Origin of the sequence: Flagellimonas lutaonensis (genome assembly GCF_000963865.1) — a bacterium.
Taxonomy (GTDB): domain Bacteria; phylum Bacteroidota; class Bacteroidia; order Flavobacteriales; family Flavobacteriaceae; genus Flagellimonas_A; species Flagellimonas_A lutaonensis.
The window spans coordinates 985,805-1,008,558 of the sequence record NZ_CP011071.1 but is presented as its reverse complement, the minus strand read 5'-3'; the positions used below and the strand labels follow the sequence as shown (position 1 = coordinate 1,008,558).

The following is a 22,754-nucleotide window of genomic DNA, read 5'->3' as shown; positions in this document are numbered from 1 at the left end:
TATTGATATGAGAAATGTAACATTGATTTTAGCTTTTTTGTTTGTTTCCTTGGTGGGATATGCACAGGAAAAAAACAAGAAAATGACCTTTGAGGTCGATGGTAAGTGTGAGATGTGCAAGATGCGCATCGAAAAGGCCGCTTTGGGGGTCAAAGGGGTCAAGTATGCCCAGTGGGATATTCCCACCCACCAGTTATCATTGGTGGTCGATGAGCGAAAGACCAACGCCATGGAGATAAAATCTGCTCTGGCAAAAGTCGGGCACGACACTAAAGAATTAAAGGCCACACAGGAGGCATACGATAACATTCACCCCTGTTGCAAGTATCGTGAAGACGATTCCGATGATAGTAAGAAACATCACCGATGAGGCATACCTATTCGGTCACGGGAATGACCTGTGAGGGTTGTGTTGCCTCGGTAACCGAAAAGCTCTCACAGGTCGAAGGGGTTCGACATGTAGAGGTTGATTTGAAGAAAGGGGAAGCAGAAATATCCATGAACGGTCATGTGCCCATTCAAAAACTAAAGAAAGCTTTACCCGATACATATTCAATTGAAGAAAAAGGGCATCATGCCATGGAAATGGCCGTGCCCAAAGAGACTTCAAAACTGAATCAACTTCGACCGCTGTTCTTGATTTTTGGGTACCTTTTTGCGGCAGCATTTTTTTTGAACTACAAGGATTGGGATATGGGCGAGGCCATGCTCGATTTTATGGGGCTGTTCTATATCGTGTTCAGTTTCTTCAAATTTCTGGATTTGAAAGGATTCCCTGATAGCTTTCGTATGTACGACCCGCTTGCAAAAGCGTTGCCCGCCTATGGTTGGGTCTATCCTTTTTTGGAACTTGCACTCGGACTCATGTTCTTGATGCGATTTCAGATTCAAACCGCACTTATTGCGACCGTCGTTATTTTGGGCATTACCACTTTTGGAGTGACCAAAACCTTACTGGATAAAAAAAGCATCCGCTGTGCGTGTCTTGGTACTGCCCTTAATTTGCCCATGACCGAGGCTACCTTTATTGAAAATACCATCATGTTGGTGATGGCGGTCACAATGCTTGTGCAATATTTTTAGCACCAAACGGGATGGCCTTCCAGTATGTGGCTTACACTTTAATGTGACCGTAAATAAAAAAACGCCCTGAAATTCAGGGCGTTTTGATTTTTAAATCCTCTTTGGGGATTTAGGGGCTTTTACATCATGCCAGGCATTCCACCGCCTCCTGGCATAGCAGGTGCGGGGTTTTCTTCTTTGATGTCGGTCAAGGCGCACTCGGTGGTCAGAATCATTCCGGCCACTGATGCGGCGTTTTCCAACGCAACCCGTGTTACCTTGGTTGGGTCGATGATACCTGCTTTCATCATTTCAACATATTTGTCGGCTTTGGCATCATATCCGAAGTCACCTTTGCCATCCATAACTTTGGCAACAACCACAGAACCTTCGCCGCCGGCGTTTTCTACAATGGTTCTAAGTGGTGATTCGATGGCGCGTGCCACGATTTGTAGACCTGTAGCCTCATCGTCGTTCTCGGTTTCCACTTTTGAAAGAACCGACTTGGCACGTACCAGGGCAACGCCACCCCCGGCCACGATACCTTCTTCAACGGCAGCCCTAGTGGCATGCAGGGCATCGTCAACACGGTCTTTCTTCTCTTTCATCTCAACTTCAGAAGCGGCACCTACGTAAAGTACGGCCACACCGCCTGCCAATTTGGCCAAGCGCTCTTGTAGTTTTTCTTTGTCGTAATCAGAGGTAGTGGTCTCGATCTGCGACTTGATTTGGTTAACTCGGGTCTTGATGTTATCGGCAGAACCTGAACCATTTACAATGGTAGTGTTGTCTTTGTCGATAGTTACCTTCTCGCATGAACCCAACATATCGATGGTGGCATTCTCAAGAGAGAAACCTCTTTCTTCTGAAATTACGGTACCATTGGTCAAGATGGCAATATCTTCAAGCATTGCCTTTCTGCGGTCACCAAAACCAGGAGCTTTTACAGCAGCGATTTTCAGTGAACCGCGCAATTTGTTGACGACCAAAGTTGCCAATGCCTCACCATCAACATCTTCGGCAATGATCAATAGGGGCTTTCCAGATTGTGCTACAGGCTCCAATACAGGAAGCAGGTCTTTCATTGCAGAGATCTTCTTATCAAAAAGCAAGATGTAAGGGTTGTCGAGCTCGGCCACCATTTTTTCTGAATCGGTAACAAAGTATGGAGAAAGGTAACCGCGGTCAAACTGCATACCTTCTACAACATCGACGTAAGTGTCGGTACCTTTGGCCTCTTCAACAGTGATAACACCTTCTTTGCCCACTTTTTCGAATGCTTGGGCAATCAAGTCTCCGATGGCTTCGTCGTTGTTTGCCGAAATAGCGGCAACTTGCTTGATTTTCTCGGTTGAGTCACCCACTTTTTTAGATTGCTTGGCCAAATTTTCAACAATGGCATCCACTGCCTTATCGATACCTCTTTTAAGGTCCATAGGGTTGGCGCCAGCTGCCACGTTTTTCAAGCCTTCTTTAACGATTGCCTGTGCAAGAACAGTAGCTGTGGTGGTACCGTCACCTGCCAGGTCGTTGGTCTTTGAGGCCACTTCTTTGACCATTTGAGCACCCATGTTTTCAAGGGCATCGGCCAACTCGATCTCTTTGGCCACTGTCACACCGTCTTTGGTTACCTGTGGAGCCCCGAATGATTTTGTGATGATAACGTTTCGCCCTTTGGGCCCCAACGTTACCTTTACCGCATTGGCCAAGGCGTCAACACCTTTTCTAAGGCCGTCGCGGGCATCTATATCAAACGTAATGTCTTTTGCCATAATATTTAGTTTTTGTGTCCTTTTTAAAAGGGAAATATGTAATTATACTTTTGGTTATGCTTTATTAATACCGCTGTTGGCGGTGCTACTTATGAAAAATCTATACGATTGCTAGAATGTCACTTTCGCGCATCATCAAATAATCGACGCCGTCAAGTTTCAACTCTGTGCCAGCGTACTTTCCGTAGAGAACGGTGTCGCCCACCTTTACGGTCATTTTTTCGTCTTTGGTGCCCGGGCCTACCGCCACAATCTTGCCTTTTTGGGGCTTTTCTTTTGCAGTGTCAGGAATGATGATTCCTGATGCGGTCTTGGTCTCGGCAGCGACGGGCTCGACAAGTACCCTGTCCGCCAATGGTTTGATGTTCACTTTAGCCATATTTCTAATTTTTAGGTATTAGTTTTTTAAAAATCCTCAAACAGGGTGGCAGAAATTGTGCCATGGCACCAAAACTGACATTCTGTTAAAACAAAAATGCCAGCTTGTCATTCAAGCTGGCATTTTATTCTTTTTTGTCATATTTATTTACTGGATGGTATCCAAAGGATTTGCCCCTGTATCCGTTGAGGGGGTCTCTTCTGGAACCTCTTCAGGAACTGTTTCGGGTACGGTGTTCTCTATGTCGTCACCATCCAACAACTTAGAATCGGCTTGTCCGAAATTGCTCTTTAGGCTTACGTTTGAAAGCAAGATCAAAACGATCAACAGGGTGGCCAGGGTCCAAGTACTCTTGTCGAGAAAATCGCCGGTCTTTTTAACACCTCCGACCACTTGACTGCCCCCTCCGCCGAAGGAAGATGAAAGTCCGCCACCTTTCGGGTTTTGCACCATAATGACCAAAACAAGCAATAGGCAGACCAAAATGATCAACACCAAAAATATTGTAAATGTGCTCATAACACTAGTCTTTGTTTTCGTTCTGCAAGCGTTTAACGGCTTGAATTCGGTCTGCAAAGAAACCACTTTTTTCCGGATATTTCAAACTCAAAATCTTATACGCCTGAATGGCCTTTTTGAACTTTTTTTGTTCCAAATAGACCTTGGCCAATGTCTCGGTCATCAACTCGTTTTGGTCTATGGTGACCGACTCTTTTATGTTAACCTTTACGACTTCTGTTTCTTTTGGGACAATTTTGGGGCTTGACTCGATGAACCTGTCCAACAATTCGAATTTTTTCTTGCGCTCATCATCTTCAATCTTTTTGCCTTTTTCCCTTTTGATCGGCCTCTTTGAGGTAAGCTGTAGCCATTCGGCGAACGAATGCCGCTCATCTTTGGTGAAGGGCAACGGCTGGCCCAATTCGAGCTCTTGGCCCGACTCTTCCTCAGATGTGGTGAGGGTGTCTTTTTCAGATGTCTTAAACAAGCGCGGGCTCAAAATCTGTTCGGCATCCTTGGCGCTCTGTGGCAAGGGCGCTTCTTCAGATTCTGGCAGCAATGTTTCTATTTCTTCACTCGGCTCGACTTCTTCTGCCACTACCTCACTGTCTGAGATATTGGCGGTTCTACCGACAAGGGTATCTGCAATCTGGTTCTGCAGAAACTCTTTGCTAGTAATAAAATCGAACAGCACCTCTCGGTCTGCCGTATGGGCTGCGGTGAGCTTCAAGGCATTGTTGTACTTGTAGCTCTTTAACTGGTGCAACCCTTTAAGGTGAAGTGCCCTCGCCGCTTGAAAATAGGGATATTCATCCAAGATTTCCTCCAACTCGCGGGTTTGCTTCGGAGAAAGTATCGTTGCCGGTTTTTGCAGCAATGCTATGAAATCTTGAACGTTCATGGGCTTACCAATCGGCCAACGAGGCGTTAAAAATATCTTGTGTAATACGTTCGAACAGCACTTGGTGCGCTTCGCTCTTTACCGACTCTAACAATTGGTTGCCCGGAAAATCGTAGAAAAACGAGAAGCGTCTTTCAAAATCGGCCTCTTCTTTTGTCTTGTTATAAAAGCGAACGTTCACGCTCATGGTCAGCCGGTTCTGTGCGGCGGTTTGGTTGGCTGTTGCAGTCATCGGGGCCACCCTGTATTCAACGATTTCGCCTTCAAATACCAAATCAGCGTTCGAATTGGTAAGGTTTAGGCTGGTCAAATTGGCAATCAGGTCTTGAAGTGCCAAAGTAAAATCACGGTCTAGGCCGGGCTCAAAGGTAGAGCCAGGGCTTTGGTCGGCCATGTTCTGAAAGAAATTTACCTGAAAACTCTCAGCGGTACCGGTACTGGCACCTGAAAAATTATAGGCCCCGCAACCATTTAAAAGAAAAGCCCATCCACATAAAAAAGCTACTAAAACATTTACTATGACCTGTTTAAAGTTCCAAATTCCAAATTCCAAATTTCTATAGATTTAAAGATCGTACTGTTTTATTTTTCTGTACAACGTGCGTTCTGAAATGCCAAGCTCTGCAGCTGCTGCCTTTCGTTTGCCGTTATTGCGTTCGAGCGATTTTTTGATGAGCTCGATTTCCTTCTCCTGTAAAGATAGGGTTTCCTCTTCTTCAATTTCCTCGGCAAAAGAATACCGGTCTTCTTGTTGCGCTGGTGCCGGCCGTGGTGTTACTGAATTACCGTTTTGGGCCACCGGCTGAGGTAGGTGCAACACCTCTGCCGCATGGCTTTCTTCAGAGAGGTCTGACTGTTCGCCACCGTAAATTTTACGGATCAGCCCTTCGTTTTCTTCCTGGACTTTTTGGCTGTCGTTGTTCTTGAGTAGCTCTAAGGTCAGTTTTTTGAGATCGTTCAGGTCGCTTTTCATGTCAAAGAGCACCTTGTACAGAATTTCACGCTCGTTGCTAAAATCTCCTTCTTTTTTTTCTGGTCCGACGACTGCAGGAAGGGTTGAGGCATTGTAGTTTGGTAGGTAAGAGCTCAGGGTGGCCGCTGAAACGATGCGCTTTTCTTCCAACACGGAAATCTGTTCGGCAATGTTGCGCAATTGGCGTATGTTGCCCGGCCATCGGTAATTGAGCAAGAGCTGCACGGCATCATCCTCTAAGCGAATGGTGGGCATCTTATATTTTTGGCCAAAATCGGAGGCAAATTTTCTGAACAACAGGTGGATGTCGCCTTGGCGTTCGCGCAATGGCGGAATGTTGATCTCAACCGTGCTCAATCGGTAATACAGGTCTTCCCTAAACTTTCCCTTTTTAATGGCCTCGAACATATTAATGTTGGTGGCCGCCACTATACGTACGTTCGTTTTTTGAACGTTTGATGAACCCACTTTCAAGAACTCACCGTTTTCAAGTACACGTAGCAAACGCACCTGGGTGGTCAGGGGAAGCTCACCGACCTCATCCAAAAAAATGGTGCCCCCGTCGGCTACCTCAAAATAACCGCTACGGGTCTGGGTGGCCCCGGTAAATGCCCCTTTCTCATGGCCAAACAGTTCACTGTCTATGGTGCCCTCGGGGATGGCCCCGCAGTTTACCGCAATATATTTGCTGTGCTTTCGGTGCGAAAGCGAATGGATTATTTTTGGGATGGCCTCTTTGCCAACACCGCTTTCACCGGTCACCAAGACCGAGATGTCCGTAGGGGCCACTTGAATGGCCTTTTCAATTGCACGGTTCAGCTTCACATCGTTGCCGATGAGTTCAAACCGCTGTTTTATTGCTTGTACGTTTTCCATGGCTCCCTAGCCCCCGATGGGGGATTAAAGTTTATTTTATATAAAGTGTTGTGCATCATCTCAATTGTTCATTATTTTAAATTTTGGTTAGCGTCTATCCTCGATTCAGCCACAAAGTTCCCCCTTTGGGGGCTAGGGGGCTAACCCCACCGCCTCACCGATAAGGGTGGCCGAGGTACAATCGTTGATTTTTACGTTCACAAAGTCACCCACCTTATAGTTTTCTTTTGGGAAGACCACCACGGTATTTTGGGAATTGCGCCCCATCCAGTGTGCATCCGATTTTTTTGATGGCCCCTCGATGAGCACCTCTTCAACTTTGCCCAGATGTTGCTTGGTACGATATAGGCTGTGTTGTTGCTGCAGGTCGATGATCTCTCTGAGCCGTCTTTTTTTGGTCTCTTCGGGAATGTCATCTTCCATCTTTCTGGCCGCCAGAGTTCCCGGGCGTTCTGAATAGGCAAACATGAATCCGAAGTCATACTTCACGTATTCCATCAACGAAAGGGTGTCTTGGTGGTCTTCTTCGGTCTCTGTTGGGAAACCCGCAATCATGTCTTGGCTGATGGCACAATCGGGAATGATCTTGCGAATGTTATCGATTAACTCAAAATATTCCTCGCGTGTATGCAGGCGGTTCATCGCTTTTAAGATGCGGTTGCTACCACTTTGAACGGGCAAGTGAATGTACTTGCAGATATTGTCATATTTGGCCATGGTCTCGATGACATCCAAGGTCATGTCTTGTGGGTTTGAGGTCGAAAACCGAATGCGCATCTTGGGCTGGGCCAAGGCCACCATTTCAAGCAATTTTGCGAAGTTGACAGAAGTGGCCTTTTGTATCTCGGTGGCTTTGTCGAAATCTTTTTTGAGCCCACCGCCATACCACAGGTAACTGTCGACGTTTTGGCCCAAGAGGGTTATTTCTTTGAACCCTTTGTCCCACAGGTCGTTTACCTCTTCAATGATCGATTGGGGGTCGCGGCTGCGTTCCCTGCCACGGGTAAAGGGTACCACACAGAACGTGCACATGTTGTCGCAGCCACGGGTAATGGACACAAAGGCCGTAACCCCGTTTGAGTTCAGGCGAACCGGGGCCACATCGCCATAGGTCTCTTCTTTTGAGAGAATGACATTTACCGCATTTCGACCTTCATCGACCTCTTTCACCAAATTCGGAAGGTCTTTGTAGGCATCGGGCCCCACGACCATGTCAACTATTTTTTCCTCTTCCAAGAACTTGCTCTTTAAACGTTCGGCCATGCAACCGAGTACCCCGACCTTCATGCCCGGGTTTATTTTTTTGACCGCGTTGAACTTCTCAAGTCTCTTGCGAACGGTCTGCTCTGCTTTTTCACGTATAGAACAGGTGTTGACCAAGACCAAGTCTGCCTCGCTCAGTTCTTGGGTGGTGTTGAAACCCTCTTTGGCAAGTATGGAGGCCACGATTTCACTATCGGAGAAATTCATCTGGCAGCCATAGCTCTCGATATAAAGCTTTCTGGTGTTTTGTTCACTTTGCTCCAGCGTCAAAGTTGAGCCCTGAATGCTTTCATCAATTATTTTTTCGCTTCCTGAATGGGATTTCATCATCAAATATTATGAGCCCGCAAAGATAAGCTATCTAATCCAAATATGACAATTTGGCAGTTAAATATAGCATGCACACTATGATTTTTAAAGATCAATACCTTGACCGTTGGTCGAGGGGATGAAATAAGAGGCTTTGCCGAAGAACGATTTTGCCCAAACCCAACGCAACTCTACAATGGCATTTTCATCTTAGGCGTAGAATACTATCCAAAGAAAACAAACTGTTATGAAGAGAAATGTGTTTTTGACCCTATTTGTTTCATTGTCATTGTTGTTCTCTTGCGACGATGATGACAAGGGGCCTTTTCAAGAGTATCAGGTGGCAAGACCGTTGACCATCTCAAAAGCCGAGTTTAGGGAGAACAGCGTAACCGTTGTCGATCCCCTGCCTATTTCTGAATCGGGTAAAATGTATGCTTACAAAGACTACATTTTTGTGAACGATACCTATAAAGGTGTACATGTGATCGATAACAGCAATCCTGAAAACCCACAAAAGGTATCTTTTATCAAGATTGCGGGCAATGTCGATATATCCATCAAAGATGACTACCTCTATGCTGATAGCCTAACCGATCTGGTCGTGCTTGATATTTCTGATGTGAACAATGTGAAAATTGTAGATTGGCTTGAGGGTGTTTTGGGCAATGGCGGATTTTGGCTCGCCGCCCAATTACAGGATATCCAATGGCCCCAAGCAGATATCTATGATTATGAAGGGGTTGATTTTGATAATGATGTAATCGTAGGATGGGAGGTCAAGACTGAACTGAGACCCGTTCAACAGGGGCAACCGGAATTTTTCGATGATGCCCTGGCCAATACCAACGGTGCCGAGGGGGGCAATGTTGGTCAAGGAGGCTCTTTGGCACGATTTAAAATCGTAGAAGATTACTTATATGTGGTCGACAATCAAAACCTGAATGTTTTCGATATATCGAATCTTGAAGACCCAAAAGAGCTTGATGATGTTTTTGTGGGCTTTGACATTGAAACCATCTTCAACCAAGGCGAACATTTGTTCTTGGGTAGCATGCGTGGCATGTATATTTATGATATCGCCAGACCAGACAAACCTGAATTCGTTTCAGAATTTCAACATGGCACAGCATGTGATCCGGTGGTGGTCGATGGCGACTATGCCTACGTGACCCTGCGTGGGGGCAACTTTTGCGGAGCGGTCGAAAGCGGTCTGTACATTGTTGATATCTCAACCATAGAGAAACCAGAGCTTGAGGTAATTTACCCTTTGGATGAGCCCTATGGCCTTGGCATAAAAGGTGAAAAGCTCTTTATCTGCGATGGTTCATCGGGGCTCAGGGTCTATGATAAATCAGAGGCCCCGAACATTGTGCCCTTGAACCATTTTGAGAATATTGTGACATATGACGTGATCCCGCTCGAGGAGCAACTGCTAATGGTCGGCGATGGCATGCTTTACCAATATGAATACTTGGACAATGACATTCGGCTCATCAGTCAATTTCAGCTAAACTGAAATCATGGCAATAAGTAGTTCAAATGCCCCGTTTTTATGGGGCATTTTTTGTGCTATCTGGGAAATGAAAAAAAGTGAATAAAAAAATTCACATACTTTTGTTGACGCAAAACCTATTTCATGCCGAAGAATTTAGTGATTGTTGAGTCCCCCGCGAAAGCGAAGACCATTGAACGTTTTTTGGGGAAAGATTATCAGGTCGAATCGAGTTTTGGCCATATTGCCGACCTGCCCTCGAACGAATTGGGGGTCGATGTCGAAAAGGGCTTCGAGCCCAAATATGTGGTTGACAAAGAAAAGAAGCCGATTGTAAAAAAGCTAAAGGAATTGGCAAAGAAGGCCGATACCATCTGGTTGGCCAGTGATGAAGACCGCGAGGGAGAGGCCATATCATGGCACTTGTCTGAAACCTTGGGATTGGACAAAGACAAGACGAAGCGAATCGTTTTTAACTCCATCACCAAGTCTGCCATTCAAAGGGCCATAGAAAACCCTAGGGACATCAACTACGACCTGGTCAATGCCCAGCAGGCCAGACGGGTTTTGGATCGTTTGGTAGGCTATGAGCTTTCGCCCGTTCTTTGGAAAAAGATAAAGCCCGGGCTTTCAGCGGGGCGGGTACAATCTGTCGCAGTTCGGCTGATCGTCGAACGTGAACGTGAGATTGAAAAATTCAACCCTGAGGCATCCTTTAGGATCCGTGCAGAGTTCAAAACCGAAGAAGGCGGTGTCTTTCAAGCAAAAATGGGCAAGACCTTTGCCACCAAAGAAGAGGCAGAGACTTTCTTAAAACAAAATATAGGGGCTGATTTTTTTGTTTCGAATCTTGACAAAAAGCCGGCCAAAAAATCGCCTGCACCACCCTTTACCACATCAACTTTGCAGCAAGAGGCATCTAGAAAGCTATATTTTTCAGTGGCCCGCACCATGCAAGTGGCACAGAGATTATACGAGGCGGGGCTCATAACCTATATGCGTACCGATAGTGTGAGCCTATCGAACGAGGCCCTACAGGCGGCCAAAGAAGCTATCGTTGAAAACTACGGAGAAAAGTACAGCCACACTAGAAAGTATACCGGTAAGTCGAAAGGGGCACAAGAAGCTCACGAGGCCATTCGCCCTACCGACATGAAATTGCAGAATCCTTCACTTGAGCGTGACCAAGCAAAGCTTTATGAGCTCATATGGAAACGTACGCTTGCCTCACAGATGAGCGATGCCGAACTGGAACGCACCTCGGTCAAAATCGCCACCAAGGCACACAATGATGAATTTACCGCCAATGGCGAGGTGGTCAAGTTTGATGGTTTTTTGAAAGTGTACCTTGAGAGTACCGACGAGGAAGACCTTGCCGAAGAACAGGAAGGCATGCTACCGGCCATGAAGGTGAACGATTCGCTATACCTTAATTATATAACCGCTACCGAGAGGTTCACAAGACCGCCCTATCGATATACGGAAGCTTCGTTGGTAAAACGTTTGGAAGAGTTGGGCATCGGAAGGCCATCCACCTATGCCCCTACCATATCTACCATACAGAATAGGGGCTACGTTGAAAAGGGTTCGGTAGAGGGCAAAGAAAGACCATATGTGCAATTGGTTTTGGAGGGAGGCACTATCTCTGAAAAACAATTGTCGGAAATGATAGGGTCAGATAAGGGCAAATTGGTTCCCACCGATATTGGCATCATCGTCAACGATTTTTTGGTGAACCATTTCTCAAAGATCCTTGATTACAATTTTACCGCCCAGGTCGAGGAAGACTTCGATGAAATCGCCGCTGGTGAGGAAGATTGGAAAAAGATGTTGGGGCAATTTTATAAAGAGTTTCACCCGAACGTTGAGGAAGTTGAGGAGAATGCCGAGCGGGCCAGTGGCGAGCGTGTGTTGGGCACTGACCCCAAAACAGGCCGACAGGTGGCCGCACGTTTGGGCCGTTTTGGCCCCATGGTACAGATCGGTACCGCCGAAGAAGAAGAAAAGCCACTGTTCGCCAGTTTGTTGCCAGAGCAGTCTATCAATACCATCACCTTTGAAGAGGCGATGGACCTTTTCAAGCTTCCCAGAAAATTGGGCGAGTACAAAGGTGAAGACATAGAGGCCAATGTTGGGCGCTACGGTCCGTATATCCGGGTTGGAAAGCAGTTCATTTCGCTTGACAAGGGTGAAAGTGTTTTTGATGTCGATTTGGAAAGGGCCATTGAATTGATCAAGGCCAAAGAAGAGGCCAATGCCCCGATCGCCACCTATAAGGGCAAGGAAGTTACCAAAGGAAAGGGTCGTTTCGGCCCATACATCAAATGGGATGGTATGTTCATCAACGTGAACAAGAAATACGACTTCGACAACCTTTCTAAAGAGGATATTGCAGAACTCATAGAGGCCAAGAAGAAAAAGGAAGCCGAAAAACTGGTGCAAGAATGGCCCAGTGAGGGCATCCGTATCGAAAAGGCCCGCTGGGGCCGGCACAATATCTTAAAGGGCCGTACCAAGGTAGAACTGTCAAAAGATGTTGATGCCACAAAAATATCGTTGGAAGAGGCAAAGGCATTGTTGGATAAAAAGGCACCTAAAAAATCAAGTACACGAACTAAGGCTAAGAAATAACATGGCATTCGATTTTTTGGTCCCCGTCAAGGATAAGGTCTTGGCATTCTCCGAGTTTTTACCTGCCCAGGCATTGGGCAAAAACATCCACAAACATACCAAGCAAGATGGGCTTCCCGTCTTTGCCAATGCCTCGGTGGCCATTGTCGGGGTGCTCGAGTCTCGAAACGCCTTTGAGAAAAAGCCAGAAAAGATGGATGTAGATTCCATCAGAATACAATTGTACCGTCTTATGATGGGCAATTGGAATTCTACCATACTCGATTTGGGCGATATCGAGGAGGGCGAAACGGTAGAAGACACCTACTTTGTGGTTAAAGAGGTGGTGGCCGGGCTGTTGGAAGAAAACATTATACCCATTATAATAGGGGCCACCCAAGACATTACGTTTGCCACTTACAGGGCCTTTGACAAGATTGTCGATATGATCAATATGGTATCGATTGACAGCCGTTTCGATTTCGGTGAGGACGATGAACTTATTTCGTCACATTCGTACATGAGCAATATCATAACCGCCAAGCCCAACAACCTTTTCAATTTTTCGAATATTGGATACCAGAGCTATTTCAATGCCCAAGAGGAGATTGACCTGATGGAGCGGCTTTTCTTCGATGCCTATAGGTTGGGAGAGATTGCGGCCGACATTTCTTTGGCAGAGCCTGTATTGAGAAATGCCCATCTGGTGAGTTTAGATGTAAGGGCCATACGGGCAAGCGAAATGGGCCTTACCGCAAACTTTTCGCCCAACGGTTTTACCGGCAGAGAAATTTGCGCGTTGGCCCGATATGCAGGTATCAGCGATAAGGTATCGGTATTTGGCATCTATGAAATCGAAAATTCTTCACTCTCTTTTCAACTGGTTGCCCAGATTATTTGGTATTTCATCGAAGGGCTGAGCTTTAGGATCGTAGAAAAACCGACCACCAAAAGCGAGGACTTCACCAAGTTTACCGTGCCCACAGACACCGATGAGCTGATTTTTTTCAAAAGTCACATCACCGAAAGATGGTGGGTCGAGGTGCCATCTATACTTCCCGAGCATACTAAAACAAATTCCATTGCGTTATTACCATGCACCGAACAGGATTATTTGGATGCTTGCAACCAACAGATTCCTGAAAGGTGGCTGAAGGCCTATAAAAAGAGCCTTGGCTAAAAAAAAAGTTTTTAACAAGTATATAGCGCGTTCACAATAAATTATTCAAAATAAAGTTATGAGAATAGTGAAATTGTGTTCCACTGTTTGTGATTCAAATCGAAATAATTTAACCTAGAGTATGAGAAAGCTATTGTTACCGTCTTTGGCCCTTGTTTTTTTGCTTGCCAGTTGCGGGTCTAAATCAAGATCAAAGGGTGAACTAGTCGGCGTAAAGGGTAAGAAATGGCACCCTGAGAAACCCTACGGAATGGAATTGATTCCGAGGGGCGCATTCGTTATGGGTAAGGCCGATGAAGATCAGGCCAAGGTCATGAACGCCCCCACACGTACCGTGACGGTACGTTCATTTTATATGGACGATACCGAGATAACCAATAGTGAATACCGACAGTTTGTCGAGTGGGTTAAAGATTCCGTTGCCCGCACCCGTTTGGCCATTTTGGCCGACGAGTTGGGTCTTGGTCCAGAAGATGAAGGTATTGGTGAGTACGCTTTTAAAGACACCGATACCACCGACCTTTCGGTATATGAGAAATATATGCTCGACAATTATGCTGGTCTCGGTGAGACAGGTTATGAGGGTAGGGCATTGAACAAAGATGTCGATTTGGTATGGGATACTTCTGATTACCCAGATGAGTACTATGCAGAGATAATGGATTCATTGTACCTGCCCGAAGAAGAATCGTATAACGGCCAACGCACCTTTGACGTCACCAAGCTCAAGTACAAATATACTTGGATGGACATTGAGGCAGCCGCTCGCGCCAAATCGGGCAAGCGAAGCGATTTTATAAAGAAGGAAGAGTTGGAGATCTATCCAGATACCACTGTATGGATCCGTGACTTTGAATATTCGTACAACGAACCCATGCACAACGATTATTTTTGGCATGATGCCTATAGCGATTATCCTGTAGTGGGCGTCAACTGGAAACAGGCCAAGGCTTTTTGCCATTGGAGAACCAAGTTCAAGAACGATGATCAAAAAAGTCGCGGCAAACAATTTGTGAACCAGTTCAGGCTGCCGACCGAAGCTGAGTGGGAATATGCTGCCAGGGGAGGTATCGAAGGCGGTACGTACCCATGGGGCGGGCCCTATGTGATCAGCGATACAGGTTGCTTTATGGCCAATTTCAAACCCCAAAGAGGGGATTATGCGGCCGATGCGGCACTGTACACTGTAGAGGCAAAGTCGTTCGAGCCTAATGATTATAACCTGTACAACATGGCGGGCAACGTTTCTGAGTGGACAAACTCAAGCTACGATCCAGGAGCCTATCAATTTGTATCGACCATGAACCCCAATGCAGGGTCGGGTCAAAACGAAAGAAAAGTAATACGTGGTGGCTCATGGAAAGATGTTGCCTACTTCTTGCAAGTAAGCACGCGTGACTATGAGTACCAAGATTCAGCGAGAAGCTATATTGGTTTTAGAACCGTTCAAGATTATATGGGAGAAGAAGATTCAACGAGAGGCAACGGTCTATAATAAAGGAGAGAACACTATATCAAACCTTGTAACCAAATACTTATTTATATAAACTTAATTTAAATTTAGAATTATGGCACAGTCAAAATCAACAAAGAAACTTTTTAATATGGCCTATGGCCTTGGCGCCTCGGTGGTGATCATTGGGGCCCTGTTCAAAATCCTGCACTGGGAGTTTGGCCCCCTTACAGGAGGACTGCTTCTTGCTGTCGGACTTATAACCGAAGCACTTATTTTTGCCATTAGCGCATTTGAACCAGTAGACGACGAGTACGATTGGTCATTGGTTTACCCTGAATTGGCCGGAGGCAAATCAAAGGGTGGCAAGAGCGAAGCTGAGCAAGCCAAGGAAGCTGAGGGCATTCTTTCCAAGAAGTTGGATGAAATGCTGAAACAGGCCAATATCGATTCGCAACTGTTCGAAAGCTTGGGCGAGAGCATCAAGAGTTTTGAAGGCGCTGCCAAGAGCATTGCCCCTACTACCGATGCAATTCAGCATACCAAGAAATATTCAGAAGAATTGTCGCACGCTGCGGCCCAGATGGAGTCTTTGAACAGCTTGTACAAAGTACAACTTGAAAGTGCAAGCCGACAAGCATCGATCAACGAAGAGGTTGTTCAGAACGCAGGTGCGTTGAAAGAGCAAATGGAGTCTTTGGCCTCTAACCTGTCTTCATTGAACGGTGTATATGGGGGTATGCTTTCTGCCATGAGCAAAAACTAATTAGAACCACTAGTTGAAACCAGACCCAAATCAGATTAATTAATAATTCTAATTAGAAAACATGGCATCAGGAAAACAGTCACCACGTCAGAAGATGATCAACTTAATGTACTTGATCTTCATCGCGATGTTGGCGCTAAATATGAGCAAAGAAGTTCTGGCAGCGTTCGGTTTGATGAACGAAAAGCTAGAGGCTTCCAACGAAAAGATGACGGCCAACAACTCCGATTTCTTCGCAGGATTGGAGACAAAGGCTTCAGAAGACAAACTGAAGTACGGTCCGCTTTTCGAAAAAGCAAGAGAAGTAAAACAACTTTCCCAAGACTATTACCAATATTTGGAAGGTCTTAAGAAGGAAATGTTGAAAGACCAAGAAGACCCCAACAACTATGTTGTGATGGATAAGTCTGATTTTCTGGATCAGAAGTTCTTTCAGGGCGATAAGCTTTCACCCGAAGGTAAAAAGTTTCTATCCAGTTTGACCAATTACCGCGATCAGATCTTGAAGGTAATTCCAGAAAACATGGACGATATCAAGGGATCTGTAAAGACACGTTTCGAAACCGGTGGCCCCGACGGCAAAGTGGAGCGCATTAGAGACGGTGTCAAGGTAGATTGGATGAACTACCACTTTGAGGGCTACCCAATGGTTGCCTCATTGACCAAGATCACCCAGTTGCAGGCCGACGTTAAGGCCACTGAACAAGAAATCTTAAAAGGTTTGTTGGAAGGTAACCTTACCAGTGCCGTATCATTGAAGAATTTCTCAACCTTGTTAGATCAAGAGAAATCAGTGTTCTATGCCGGTGAGAAATTTAAGGGAAGCTTGGTTCTTGGTAAGACCGATAAGACCTCCAAGCCGGTCAAGGCCGATTTGACCCTTGATGGAAGAAAATTGACCGAAGGCAAAGACTATGAGCTTGAAGCTGGAGGTGTAAAGCTATTGGTTAGTGCCGGTGCAGCCGGTGACCACGAGTTGAAAGGTCAGTTGATCTATATGCAAGATGGTAACGAAGTGCCAGTTGAAGTGAACAACACCTTCTCGACCATCAACAAGCCTAATGCTGCGGTAATCGCTGCCGACAAAATGAACGTTGTTTACCGAGGTGTGGCCAACCCCATGACCATCTCAATTCCTGGTATACCTGACAATAAAGTGAAAGCCAGTGCACCAGGCCTAAGACAGGTTAAGGGCAGCAAGTATATCATGAACCCAGGTAAGGGTAGAGAGGTTACGATCAGTGCTTCAGGTGTATTGCCTGACGGTACTCGAATCAGCACCCCTGCTACTTTCCGGATTAAAGATATTCCAAGACCCGGAGGTACCGTACGAGGTGAGGCAGGTAGTATAAAAATGCCTAGAAGAAACCTTGAGATCGCTACCATTGGCGCTATGCTTGAAGACTTTGATTTTGACTTGAACCTTGCCGTAAGTGGCTTCAAGTTTAAAGTGCCAGGTCAGCCAACTGTTGAGGTAAATGGCAACAAATTGGACGCCCGCGCCAAATCGGCCCTTAAAAGAGCCAGAAGAGGTGATGCTGTTCAGATATTTGATATCAAAGCCTATATCACCAACAACCGAAGCTACAAGTTGAAGAAAGTTTCGCCTGTTGTGGTTGAGCTTACAAACTAATAAGTTATAGAAGAATGATCATGAATTGGAAAAGTGTATTGATTGTCGGAGCATTGAGTCTTTTACCGGCCTCGATGATGGCACAGGCAAACATCTTGAATGCCAAGAAGCCAGAAGATATCGGTAAAAAGACCGAGGCCCAATTGGCCATGGACAATGATGCCCCATTAGAGTACGGTTATGTTGATGACAGAGATATTCTCTGGTCAAAGACCGTATGGGAAGTCATTGATCTTGACGAACGTGTAAACTTTCCGCTGTATTATCCTACCGATACCATCGGTATCGGAAAAGACAGGAGGTCGCTGTATCATGTATTGATGAAGAACATCAAAAATGGCAAGCTGACCGATGTTTACACCGACTCATATTTCACTGAAAAGCGAAATTTTGATGATCTGAAGGCCACGTTGCAGAAAGTCGATACCACTGACCTCGGGTACGAGCAATTGAACGCAGGTGAGCAAATCTCTGAAGAGTTCATTAACAGAAGAGACTTGACCGCAGCCGATATTGAAGAATACCGTATCAAAGGTATCTGGTACTTTGACAAGCGACAAGGCGAGCTGAAATACCGCTTGCTGGGCATCGCTCCCGTCGCACCGGATGTCAACTTTATCGATGATGAATCGATGGATCCAGGGGAGAACAAGGTAGAATTGTTCTGGGTTTGGTACCCGAGTGCCCGGCAGATATTGCATGAGGCCAAGGTATACAACCAGCAGAATTCTGCACGCCCCATATCGTTCGATATGCTGTTGAATGCCAGAAGGTTCAATGCTGTCATCTATAAAGAGGAGAATGTTCACGGCGATCGAGAGATTTCCGATTACATTGCAGACAACGCACTGTTCCAGTTGTTGGAGGCCAATAGAATTAAAGAAGGCATCCGTAACAGGGAGCAGGATATGTGGGCGTATTAATGAAGTCCTGTTTTGAAGCGCACGATGAGTGTGAATTCAAAACAGATTGACTGAATTAATTCCGCCAAAGGGCGGAATCCCATCCAAAATACATTCCAATTCAATAAAACAGGCGCCGCACAATTTTGTGCGGCGTTCTTTATTGATGACCATATGTAAAAACCTTTGGCAAATCTTCGATACATTTGCCCTATGCTTGATTATTTGGTCGTAGGGTTGGGCTTGGCAGGCAGCACTTTCTGCGAGCAGCTTGAAGAACAGGGCAAGTCTTTTCATGTTTTTACCGATGACTCGCAAAAGGCCTCTGCGGTGGCGGGCGGGTTGTACAACCCCGTCATATTAAAACGGTTCACGATGGCCTGGAAGGCTGCAGAGCAGATGAAGAATTCCATTCCGTTCTACCAACGAATGGAGCGAAAGTTAAATGTTGAATTGGACACCAAGCTTCCGGTCTTAAGGCGGTTTGCCTCAATTGAAGAGCAGAACCTATGGTTTGAGGCCATTGACAAACCCGGACTTGGACAATTTCTTTCTCCCAAAATCCTTGAAAACAATAACCCACACATCGACGCCCCCTTTGGGTACGGACAGGTGTTGGCAACCGGTCGGTTAGATACCGAAAAATTGATAAGCGCCCATGCTCGGTATTTGTCTTCCAAAGCGATTCTGACCCAAGAGCGCTTTGATTTTTCAAAGCTTGGGATATCCGAAGATTTTGTGGACTATCGCGGCTTGAGGGCAAAACAGGTGGTGTTTGCAACCGGTTTTGGTTTAAAGCATAATCCCTATTTCAACTATTTGCCGTTGAACGGTACCAAAGGCGAGTTGCTGACCATACATTGCCCTGAATTGGCAGAAAAAAATGTGATAAAGTCTTCGGTCTTTATCATACCCCTGGGCAACGACCAATATCGTGTAGGTGCTACCTACAAATGGAAAGACAGGACCAATACACCAACTGAGGCTGCCAAGAAAGAGCTGCAGCAAAAACTGAAGACCTTTTTGAAAGCTGAGTTTGAGGTAACCGGCCATGTGGCGGGCATTCGCCCCACTGTTGCAGATAGACGGCCTTTGGTCGGTCAACATCCAAAGTTTAAAAACCTGTATGTGCTTAACGGGTTTGGGTCACGGGGGGTATTGATAGGCCCGTATGCTTCCCAACAGTTGTTCAACTTCATCGAGCACAAAAGACCGCTCGATACAGAAATGGACATCCTTCGGTTTGGTCAAAAATACTATGCAGATTGATTACTGATCTTGGTAGCGTCGAACTTGACGAAAAAGTTGATCCAAATATTTCTGGACAACCTGATAATTACCGGCATGAAAACCACCAATGTGCCAATAATGGCAAAAAAAGTGTTTTTGAGCGAGGTGCCAATGAACAAAAAAGAAATAACAAAAACGGCCACGGCAAAAGCGACCCCAACGGCATAGCTTACATACATGGCCCCGTAAAAAAAAGAGGGTTCCATCTTATATTTGAGTCCGCAATTCGCACATTTTTCATGCATTTCAAATAGCGATGAAATCTTGTATGGATTGTGGTTGACGTACATGCTCTCTTGATGGCAGCGAGGGCAACTTCCTGTTAAAATACTGTACAGTTTGCTTCCTTTTTTTAACATTTGCAGCGCTTTGTGGGCAAAATTACAAATTTGGTCACACCCAATCTGTAACAAAGATTACCGAAATGTTGAACGTACACAATCTCTCCATCTCTTTTGGCGGCGAATATCTTTTTAAGGAAATCAGCTTTCGCCTAAACCCTGGTGATGCCGTGGGGTTGATCGGAAAGAATGGTGCGGGCAAGTCGACACTTTTGAAGCTTTTGGCGGGTCAGATGGAACCAGATGAGGGCGGCATTGCCGCCAACAAAGAGGTAAAAGTTGGGTTTCTGAGGCAGGACATCGACTTTGAGCACGGGCGTACCGTTATGGAGGAGGCATACCAGGCTTTTCATGAAATCAAGGCCCTTGAGGCCCAATTGGAAGCGGTCAACCAAAAGTTGGCGGAGAGAACCGATTACGAGAGTGAGGCCTACCACCAGCTTATGGTCGATTTGAACGAATTGACCCATCGGTACGAAATATTGGGCGGTTACAATTACCAGGGTCAGACAGAGAAGATTCTGTTGGGCCTTGGGTTTCGACAAGAAGATTTTGAAAGGCAGACCACTACCTTTTCGGGTGGTTGGCGAATGCGCATTGAACTTGCAAAACTGCTGCTTCAAGACAACGAGGTGTTGCTGTTGGACGAACCTACCAACCACCTAGATATAGAATCGATCATTTGGTTAGAGCAGTTTTTGAAGAACTACCAGGGGGCAGTTGTCATTGTTTCGCACGATAAGATGTTTCTTGACAATGTGACCAATCGCACCATCGAAATATCGTTGGGCAAAATCTATGACTACAACAAGCCCTATTCAAAGTATCTTCAGCTTAGGGCCGAAATGATAGCGCAACAATTGAATGCCCAAAAGAACCAAGAACGCGAGATCCAACAGGCCGAGCGTTTGATCGAACGTTTTAGAGCCAAATCGACCAAGGCCTCAATGGCACAGTCGCTTATCAAAAAACTTGATAAGATGGAGCGGATAGAAGTCGATGCCGATGACCAAAGTGTCATGAATGTACGATTCCCTGTTTCTGTTACACCGGGTAAAATTATCGCTGAGCTAAAGCAAGTAGGCAAGAGCTATGGAGAAAAAGAGGTGCTGCGAAATGTTGATTTGCTGATCGAGCGTGATAGCAAGATTGCCTTTGTGGGGCAAAATGGGCAGGGCAAGACCACATTGGCCAAAATATTGGTGGGCGAGTTGGACCATAGTGGCCATCTAAAAATCGGCCACAACGTACAAATCGGCTATTTTGCGCAGAACCAAGCTGAATATCTTGATGGCGAGAAAATGGTGCTTGACACCATGATCGATGCCGCCAACGAAAACAACCGGAGCAAGGTTCGAGATATTTTGGGCTCTTTTCTTTTTGGGGGCGATGAGGTGGAAAAATACGTTAAGGTGCTGTCTGGTGGTGAGCGAAACCGATTGGCACTTGCCAAACTGCTCTTGCAGCCGTTCAATGTGCTGGTCATGGACGAGCCGACCAACCACCTTGACATCAAATCGAAGAACGTACTGAAAGAGGCGTTGAAGAACTTCGAGGGCACCTTGATCTTGGTGTCGCACGATCGTGATTTCCTGCAAGGGCTCACCAACAAGGTGTACGAGTTCAAAGACGGAAGGGTCAAAGAATACCTAGGTGATATTGACTACTATTTGGATCAGCGTGAGGTCGACAGTTTTCGTGAAATTGAAAAACGGGATTCTTTATCCACGGACAAAAGCGCTACTACTTCAGGAAGGGAAGATTATGAGGCCCGAAAGAAAAGAAAGTCTCTTCAGAACAAAATCTCAAAAGTTGAAAAACAGATAACGGCACTTGAAAAAGACATTGCCGATATGGACCATTCACTGCTTATGGATTATGACACCGTTTCGGCAGAGCCAAAATTCTTTGATGATTATCACAATAAAAAGAAACAACTCGAAGCGCTTATGCAGCACTGGGAAGCACTTCAATTGGCTCTTGACACCTAAAAACATAAGTTTTGTGCGGTAAAAGAGGCCGTACACCACAACTTTTATCACTTTCACAACAAAATCGGGTACTTACACCCAGATTATTTGGGATTTGTCGTACATTTCTTTTACTTTGTAAGTAAATTCTTATATATGAATTTGAGAGCCATGAGAAGATCTATACTTTTAATCGCGCTATTTATATGTATAGGCGAGCCGGTTTTAGCAGATGATGTGGTTTCGAACGAACGTGCCGTATTGATGGATATCTACGAGAGCACCAACGGTGCCGAATGGACCCATCCATGGAATTTATCGGAACCTGTATCTACTTGGAAGGGTGTTGAGATCCGAGACCAACATGTGGTGGGCATCAATCTGTTTGCCAATAATTTAAATGGTTCGTTACCAGAGACGATTGGCGAACTCAAGCACCTCGAGCACCTTAACCTAGCCTTCAACAGTATCACGGGCGTACTGCCGAAAGATATTGTCAGGTTAGAGAAATTAAGGGTGCTCAAACTTGAAATGAACAGAATAAAGGGTGCAATACCCGATGAAATAGGAAACCTAAAGAACTTAGAGGAGTTTTCAATGTTCAACAATTTCTTGAGCGGACCAATTCCAGAAGGGTTCGGTGAGCTGAAGAAATTGAAGGTGTTGAACCTTTCGAGCAATAATTTAAAGGGAATCATTCCCAACTCGATTGGAAACCTATCACAGTTGGAAATTTTGGGCTTGTTTGAAAACAGCCTTGAAGGAGGCATACCGCAAGAAATGGGCAGATTGGCGAAGCTTAAAGAACTCGTTCTTGCCAACAACCACTTGGGAGGCGAGATTCCTGAAGAATTTGGCCAATTGGCAAGCCTAAAGATCCTTCAGATACAGAATAATCGTTTCAATTCGTTCAAAGGTCTCCAGTCGATGGACAAAAACCAGTTCTTGGTATTCGATACCGATGAGAGCAAGTACAACCCTAACTTCAAGACCATCGATTTTGACAAGACCAGAATGGCCGATACCAAATTTGAAGACGATATTGACAATAATGAGTAGTTAGTTATACTTTAGTTTG

Annotated in this window: 20 protein-coding genes; 12 read left to right on the top strand and 8 right to left on the bottom strand. The window is 45.6% G+C overall.

Going from position 1 to position 22,754, the window contains the following annotated elements:
* The first annotated feature begins 7 nt into the window (after window positions 1–7).
* Together VC82_RS04785 and VC82_RS04780 are read left to right on the top strand one after the other, a co-directional pair.
* Window positions 8–370 carry a heavy-metal-associated domain-containing protein gene (locus tag VC82_RS04785; protein ID WP_045803257.1) on the top strand — a complete coding sequence of 121 codons (363 nt, stop codon included), beginning with the start codon at window positions 8–10 and terminating at the stop codon, window positions 368–370.
* The gene (locus VC82_RS04780; RefSeq protein ID WP_045801353.1) at window positions 367–1,083 is read left to right on the top strand and encodes a heavy-metal-associated domain-containing protein; all 717 of its coding nucleotides are present in this window, start codon (window positions 367–369) and stop codon (window positions 1,081–1,083) included. Before VC82_RS04785 ends, VC82_RS04780 begins: the two co-directional genes overlap by 4 nt.
* A 119-nt stretch (window positions 1,084–1,202) precedes the next feature.
* Here VC82_RS04780 and groL read toward each other — a convergent pair whose 3' ends face one another.
* The 7 genes from groL to miaB all read right to left on the bottom strand — a co-directional run bounded on the left by groL (window position 1,203) and on the right by miaB (window position 8,057).
* Window positions 1,203–2,834 carry a chaperonin GroEL gene (gene groL, locus VC82_RS04775; protein ID WP_045801352.1) on the bottom strand — a complete coding sequence of 544 codons (1,632 nt, stop codon included), beginning with the start codon at window positions 2,832–2,834 and terminating at the stop codon, window positions 1,203–1,205.
* A 100-nt stretch (window positions 2,835–2,934) separates the two neighbouring features.
* Window positions 2,935–3,213, bottom strand: coding sequence for a co-chaperone GroES (locus VC82_RS04770; protein WP_045801351.1), 279 nt, complete (start codon window positions 3,211–3,213; stop codon window positions 2,935–2,937).
* 147 nt (window positions 3,214–3,360) lie between these two features.
* Window positions 3,361–3,732 carry a preprotein translocase subunit SecG gene (gene secG / locus VC82_RS04765; protein ID WP_045801350.1) on the bottom strand — a complete coding sequence of 124 codons (372 nt, stop codon included), beginning with the start codon at window positions 3,730–3,732 and terminating at the stop codon, window positions 3,361–3,363.
* A 4-nt stretch (window positions 3,733–3,736) separates the two neighbouring features.
* On the bottom strand, window positions 3,737–4,615 hold the full coding sequence (locus VC82_RS04760; protein WP_045801349.1) for a hypothetical protein: 879 nt from the start codon (window positions 4,613–4,615) through the stop codon (window positions 3,737–3,739).
* Between the two features lie 4 nt (window positions 4,616–4,619).
* Complete coding sequence (locus VC82_RS04755; RefSeq protein WP_045803256.1) at window positions 4,620–5,135, bottom strand: LptE family protein; 516 nt, start codon at window positions 5,133–5,135, stop codon at window positions 4,620–4,622.
* A 45-nt stretch (window positions 5,136–5,180) separates the two neighbouring features.
* The gene (locus VC82_RS04750) at window positions 5,181–6,464 is read right to left on the bottom strand and encodes a sigma-54 interaction domain-containing protein (RefSeq protein WP_045801348.1); all 1,284 of its coding nucleotides are present in this window, start codon (window positions 6,462–6,464) and stop codon (window positions 5,181–5,183) included.
* Window positions 6,465–6,596: 132 nt separating this feature from the next.
* The gene (gene miaB / locus VC82_RS04745) at window positions 6,597–8,057 is read right to left on the bottom strand and encodes a tRNA (N6-isopentenyl adenosine(37)-C2)-methylthiotransferase MiaB (RefSeq protein ID WP_045801347.1); all 1,461 of its coding nucleotides are present in this window, start codon (window positions 8,055–8,057) and stop codon (window positions 6,597–6,599) included.
* A 226-nt stretch (window positions 8,058–8,283) separates the two neighbouring features.
* Between miaB and VC82_RS04740 the strand changes: the two genes are divergently transcribed.
* The 8 genes from VC82_RS04740 to VC82_RS04705 all read left to right on the top strand — a co-directional run bounded on the left by VC82_RS04740 (window position 8,284) and on the right by VC82_RS04705 (window position 19,344).
* Window positions 8,284–9,555 carry an LVIVD repeat-containing protein gene (locus tag VC82_RS04740; protein WP_045801346.1) on the top strand — a complete coding sequence of 424 codons (1,272 nt, stop codon included), beginning with the start codon at window positions 8,284–8,286 and terminating at the stop codon, window positions 9,553–9,555.
* Window positions 9,556–9,675: 120 nt separating this feature from the next.
* Complete coding sequence (gene topA, locus VC82_RS04735; RefSeq protein WP_045801345.1) at window positions 9,676–12,162, top strand: type I DNA topoisomerase; 2,487 nt, start codon at window positions 9,676–9,678, stop codon at window positions 12,160–12,162.
* A gap of 1 nt (window position 12,163) precedes the next feature.
* Window positions 12,164–13,321 (top strand): formimidoylglutamase, encoded by a 1,158-nt coding sequence (locus VC82_RS04730; RefSeq protein WP_045801344.1) that lies wholly within the window; start codon window positions 12,164–12,166, stop codon window positions 13,319–13,321.
* A 121-nt stretch (window positions 13,322–13,442) separates the two neighbouring features.
* On the top strand, window positions 13,443–14,816 hold the full coding sequence (porK, locus tag VC82_RS04725; protein ID WP_045801343.1) for a T9SS ring complex lipoprotein PorK/GldK: 1,374 nt from the start codon (window positions 13,443–13,445) through the stop codon (window positions 14,814–14,816).
* A gap of 73 nt (window positions 14,817–14,889) precedes the next feature.
* A complete protein-coding gene (gene porL, locus VC82_RS04720; RefSeq protein ID WP_045801342.1) occupies window positions 14,890–15,540 on the top strand; it encodes a type IX secretion system motor protein PorL/GldL in 651 nt (216 codons plus the stop codon).
* Between the two features lie 61 nt (window positions 15,541–15,601).
* A complete protein-coding gene (gene porM, locus VC82_RS04715) occupies window positions 15,602–17,173 on the top strand; it encodes a type IX secretion system motor protein PorM/GldM (protein WP_045801341.1) in 1,572 nt (523 codons plus the stop codon).
* Window positions 17,174–17,193: 20 nt separating this feature from the next.
* Window positions 17,194–18,096: a type IX secretion system ring subunit PorN/GldN gene (gene porN / locus VC82_RS04710; RefSeq protein WP_045803255.1), complete on the top strand. Its 903-nt coding sequence runs from the start codon at window positions 17,194–17,196 to the stop codon at window positions 18,094–18,096.
* A 192-nt stretch (window positions 18,097–18,288) separates the two neighbouring features.
* On the top strand, window positions 18,289–19,344 hold the full coding sequence (locus VC82_RS04705) for an NAD(P)/FAD-dependent oxidoreductase (RefSeq protein WP_045801340.1): 1,056 nt from the start codon (window positions 18,289–18,291) through the stop codon (window positions 19,342–19,344).
* Here VC82_RS04705 and VC82_RS04700 read toward each other — a convergent pair.
* Window positions 19,332–19,724 carry a DUF983 domain-containing protein gene (locus VC82_RS04700; RefSeq protein ID WP_045801339.1) on the bottom strand — a complete coding sequence of 131 codons (393 nt, stop codon included), beginning with the start codon at window positions 19,722–19,724 and terminating at the stop codon, window positions 19,332–19,334. The two genes, VC82_RS04705 and VC82_RS04700, sit on opposite strands and share 13 nt — an antisense overlap.
* Before the next feature lie 65 nt (window positions 19,725–19,789).
* Between VC82_RS04700 and VC82_RS04695 the strand changes: the two genes are divergently transcribed.
* Together VC82_RS04695 and VC82_RS04690 are read left to right on the top strand one after the other, a co-directional pair.
* Window positions 19,790–21,697, top strand: coding sequence for an ABC-F family ATP-binding cassette domain-containing protein (locus VC82_RS04695; protein ID WP_045801338.1), 1,908 nt, complete (start codon window positions 19,790–19,792; stop codon window positions 21,695–21,697).
* 150 nt (window positions 21,698–21,847) lie between these two features.
* Complete coding sequence (locus tag VC82_RS04690; protein WP_045803254.1) at window positions 21,848–22,735, top strand: leucine-rich repeat domain-containing protein; 888 nt, start codon at window positions 21,848–21,850, stop codon at window positions 22,733–22,735.
* Window positions 22,736–22,754: the final 19 nt, after the last annotated feature.